General features: G+C 56.7%; 6 protein-coding genes. 3 read left to right on the top strand and 3 right to left on the bottom strand.

The annotated features are described in order from the left end of the window. On the top strand, positions 1-124 hold a 124-nt coding region (locus ACXRVY_RS20105; protein ID WP_458238070.1), incomplete at its 5' end, for a helix-turn-helix domain-containing protein. Positions 125-514: 390 nt separating this feature from the next. Further along, positions 515-1,120 (top strand): transglycosylase SLT domain-containing protein, encoded by a 606-nt coding sequence (locus ACXRVY_RS20100; RefSeq protein WP_458238069.1) that lies wholly within the window; start codon positions 515-517, stop codon positions 1,118-1,120. Between the two features lie 126 nt (positions 1,121-1,246). Here ACXRVY_RS20100 and ACXRVY_RS20095 read toward each other — a convergent pair whose 3' ends face one another. Together ACXRVY_RS20095 and ACXRVY_RS20090 are read right to left on the bottom strand one after the other, a co-directional pair. After that, positions 1,247-1,441 carry a hypothetical protein gene (locus ACXRVY_RS20095; protein WP_458238068.1) on the bottom strand — a complete coding sequence of 65 codons (195 nt, stop codon included), beginning with the start codon at positions 1,439-1,441 and terminating at the stop codon, positions 1,247-1,249. 92 nt (positions 1,442-1,533) lie between these two features. Further along, a complete protein-coding gene (locus ACXRVY_RS20090; RefSeq protein ID WP_223463715.1) occupies positions 1,534-2,376 on the bottom strand; it encodes an NAD(P)H-binding protein in 843 nt (280 codons plus the stop codon). 178 nt (positions 2,377-2,554) lie between these two features. Here ACXRVY_RS20090 and ACXRVY_RS20085 point away from each other — a divergent pair, with 178 nt between their 5' ends. Beyond that, positions 2,555-3,217 carry a TetR/AcrR family transcriptional regulator gene (locus ACXRVY_RS20085; protein WP_223463716.1) on the top strand — a complete coding sequence of 221 codons (663 nt, stop codon included), beginning with the start codon at positions 2,555-2,557 and terminating at the stop codon, positions 3,215-3,217. A gap of 148 nt (positions 3,218-3,365) precedes the next feature. Here the strand turns inward: ACXRVY_RS20085 and ACXRVY_RS20080 are convergent, their stop codons facing one another. Further along, on the bottom strand, positions 3,366-3,596 hold the full coding sequence (locus ACXRVY_RS20080; protein WP_056724476.1) for a hypothetical protein: 231 nt from the start codon (positions 3,594-3,596) through the stop codon (positions 3,366-3,368). Between the last annotated feature and the right edge of the window lie 46 nt (positions 3,597-3,642).

Genomic DNA, 3,642 nt, shown 5'->3' with positions numbered 1-3,642 from the left:
GTGCGGCTTTGCCGACGAGGCCTATTTTTCGCGACGCTTCCGCCAGATACACGGCCAGCCACCTGGACAATTCAGGCGTCAGCAGCTCAATCCTGATACGCCGCAATCGCCGTCGAATACGTGATTGAGTGAGCATTTTTATTAAACGGCGCGACTGTTTCGACTGCGCCAGAACTCGCCCGGCGTAGCGCCCATGATTGACTTGTAGACCCGGGTTAGATGCGGCTGGTCGGCGACCCCCGAGGCTATGGCTGCCTCACCCAGACCGATGCCAGTTCATCACGTTACGCATCCGAACGGACTACCCGGTCATGCCCACGCAAAAAGAATCACCTCAGGCATGAAGTCCTTGCAGGGCCTGGCTTTGCAACAGGGACTTACAAAGCAGTCTCTCAATAAGGGTGACGTGGTCAAGATGGATGTCTTCTGAAGTTTTTGCCTGCAACGGCCCGACTCAGGCTCCTTGCGGTAATCGGAGGGCACTTTATGCCCTTATTTTTTTTGAGGGTGCTGGATGAAACAAAGACAAGTTTCGCTGTTGGCTTTGTTGTTTATGTTTTTGACAGGTTGCACGACTACGCCACCCAAAGATCAAGGCAATCTCTGCAGTATTTACCGTGAGTATCCGGACTGGTACGAGGAMTCGCTGGAAATGCAGAGTGAATATGGGACGCCTCCACATGTGGCCATGGCGATCATGCAGCAGGAAAGCAGCTTCGTGGCAGATGCATTGCCGCCTCGTGACTATCTGCTTTGGGTAATCCCTTGGGGGCGAGTCAGTTCGGCTTATGGTTATGCGCAGGCTCAAGATCCGGTGTGGGGCGAGTACAAGGGCGATACTGGCAACGGTGGTTCGCGTGACAGCTTCGACGACGCGATCATGTTTATCGGTTGGTACACCACTGGCACCCAGCGTCAGTTGGGGATCTCCAAATGGGACACCTACAATCAGTACCTGGCTTACCACGAAGGGCGTGGGGGCTATAGCCGCAATACCTATCGCAGTAAACCCTGGCTGATGCAGGTTGCCCAGAAAGTGCAAAAGCAGTCAGAGATTTACAGCGCCCAACTCAAGCAGTGCCGCCAGGAGTTGGAAGACGAGCGTAGTGGGTGGTTTTAGCGCGGCAGAGCCATCGATTCCGTTGCCCGGCGTTATCTGAAATCAAGGGTTCGCGAGCGAGCGCTGTGCAAACCCTTGGTTGTTTCCGCTCCATTATTTCTATCTTGATCGTGGTTGCCTGATGCTTCAGGACGCCGGGTCTGCCTTGCGGCGATCGCTGCCGGTCGGGTTGCCGGTATCGATCAGCCTTCTTTCCAGCAGTACGTTTTCCAAAGCCTGGCGGTCTGACGGGTTCATTTGATGTTYTCGCTCCTTGAGTTCCAGCAGAATCGGGGTGGACCACTGGCGGTAGGTTTGTTCGGCACTACGATTGAGTGACATGGGTTTCTCCTTGATCAGGCTCCTGCCAATAAAGGCGTCGCAGTTCGATACGCAAAAAACCCTAGTCGACGAAGCGGGTTCTCGCCACTGCTTTACGTCGGACTTCCATTTCCCCAGATGCCCGTAGCGCCAGTGCGCTGTACGTAGTCGCTAAAGTCGCGTGCCGGCCGACCCAGTGCCCGTTGTACGCCATCGGTCACGGGCGTGTTGCGGCCATCGAGCACAGACGTGAACAGGTACAGCACCAGATCGATCAACTCCGGGGGAAGTTGTTCCTGTTCCAATGCTTGTCGATAGGCATCCGCTGGTACGGCCACGAATTCGATGTTGCGATGGGTGGAGCTGGCGATCTCGGTCACGGCTTCGGCAAAGGTCAACGCCCGAGGACCGGTCAATTCATAGAGCTGGTTGGTATGTCCGGGTTGGGTCAGTGCGGCGACGGCACATTCGGCGATGTCTTCTGCATCGACAAAGGGTTCGGCGATATTGCCGACGGGGAGTGCGAGTTCGCCTTGCAGAATGGGTTCAAGAAAGTGCGCCTCGCTGAAATTCTGGCAGAACCAACTGGCCCGCAGAATCGTCCAGTCAATCCCGCTGTTCTGTACGACACGTTCGGCCTGTTCCGCTTCGATCTCACCGCGCCCGGATAACAAGACCAGTTTGCGGACTCCGCTTTTCACTGCCAGGTCGGTGAACGCCTGAATGGTTTCAAGGGCGCCTGGAACGGCGAGATCAGGTTGGAAGGAAATGTAGACCGCATGAGCGCCATCTATCACCGCGTCCCAGGTTGATCGATCTTCCCAGTCGAAAGGGGGATTCGCATGGCGGGAGCCTTGGCGAACGGCCAGGCCGGCAGCCTCGAGTCGTTGGGTGATTCGCCGCCCGGTTTTGCCCGTGGCGCCAAGGACCAGTGTGATTGGTTGATCGGTTTTCATCACGTTCATCTCCATCGGTTAATGTGAGCGGTGCTCACGTTTAAAAGATGATAGATACTCATGTTTTGTCGTCAACCAGCGGATCGGAGTCCCCGACGGATGGACATCTGTTATTGGGCGTTGGCGGATGCGATGCTAAGGTGAGTACATGTCACGTTATTGACCGGGAAATTCACTCGTGCGCAAAAAGACCCTTGAAGCCCTCGAACAGCCTGCTGTGCAAGCGGCTCGACGCAATCCCACGCAACAACGCAGCCGCGAACGTCAGGAGCGGATTCTGACAGTGGCGACTCAATTGATTGCGGACAAAGGCTGCGACCAACTCAAGATGAGTGAAATTGCCGAGCGTTCCGGGATCTCGATCGGTTCCCTTTATCAGTATTTCCCCGACAAGAGTTCCGTCATCCGCACACTGGCCGAACGCTACAACGCTGAAAGTCGTCGTTGCATTACACAGGCGATGGAGGCTGTCGAGGATGCCCGGGGCTTGCAGGCAGCCTATTCGCAGTTGCTCGATCTGTATTACGAGATCGTGATGGCGACACCGGTGATGCGTGACATCTGGTCCGGCATGCAGGCCGACAAGCAGCTGTTGCAGCTGGAGTTGGGGGAGAGCCGGATTGCCGGAACGCTGCTGGCCCAGGCCATGGTTCGTGTCTTTGCGCAAAGCGATGAGCAGCAGGTTCGGGAATCCGCGTTTTTGATCTGGCACCTGGGCGAGGCGACCATGCGCCTGGCGGTTACTTGTGCGCCAGAGGAAGGGCGAGCTCTGGTCGAGGCGTTCAAGCGCATGTCCCTGCGCGAGGTCATGGAGCCGGCGCGCAAGGGCGTCGACAAGTAATGGGGTTTCTGTTCATGTGTGCCCGCAGCCAGGCCGGGTTGTAAGAAAGGATGGAAATCCAGCGGGCAGCCAAACGTTCGGAGACGTCACTGTCACCGATCATGCTGCCCGAATCAGGCCTGTCCTCGCAGTGCAAATCCGTGACGGATCATCTGAACCTGGGCAGAGGCGGGTCGACAGGTTTGAGTGACGACAGCGTGTGCCGAATCAGCGGCGTGTCCTTCTCGATGTCGTTCAGGCGATCACGAATTCTGAGGGCGGTGGGGTGCCCGCCTTGATGATCGACCCAGTCGGCAATTTCCTTGCAGGCCGCGGCCAAGCGAGCCTGACGGGAGTCCAGCAAGGTGAGCAGGGTGGTGATGGACTCTTTTTCGGACATGGGTGACACCTCCGTTCAAGAAACCTGGGTGTGGCAACAAAAAGCC

The sequence above is a fragment of the Pseudomonas sp. P5_A2_2 genome, from assembly GCF_054177685.1.
Note: the sequence above shows the minus strand (reverse complement) of the source record. Positions and strands in the feature narration are given on the sequence as shown.

Bases quoted from the DNA above. Each gene is read 5' to 3' on its own strand.
- ACXRVY_RS20090 (WP_223463715.1), bottom strand. From the start codon at position 2,376: ATGAAAACCGATCAACCAATCACACTGGTCCTTGGCGCCACGGGCAAA.
- ACXRVY_RS20080 (WP_056724476.1), bottom strand. From the start codon at position 3,596: ATGTCCGAAAAAGAGTCCATCACCACCCTGCTCACCTTGCTGGACTCC.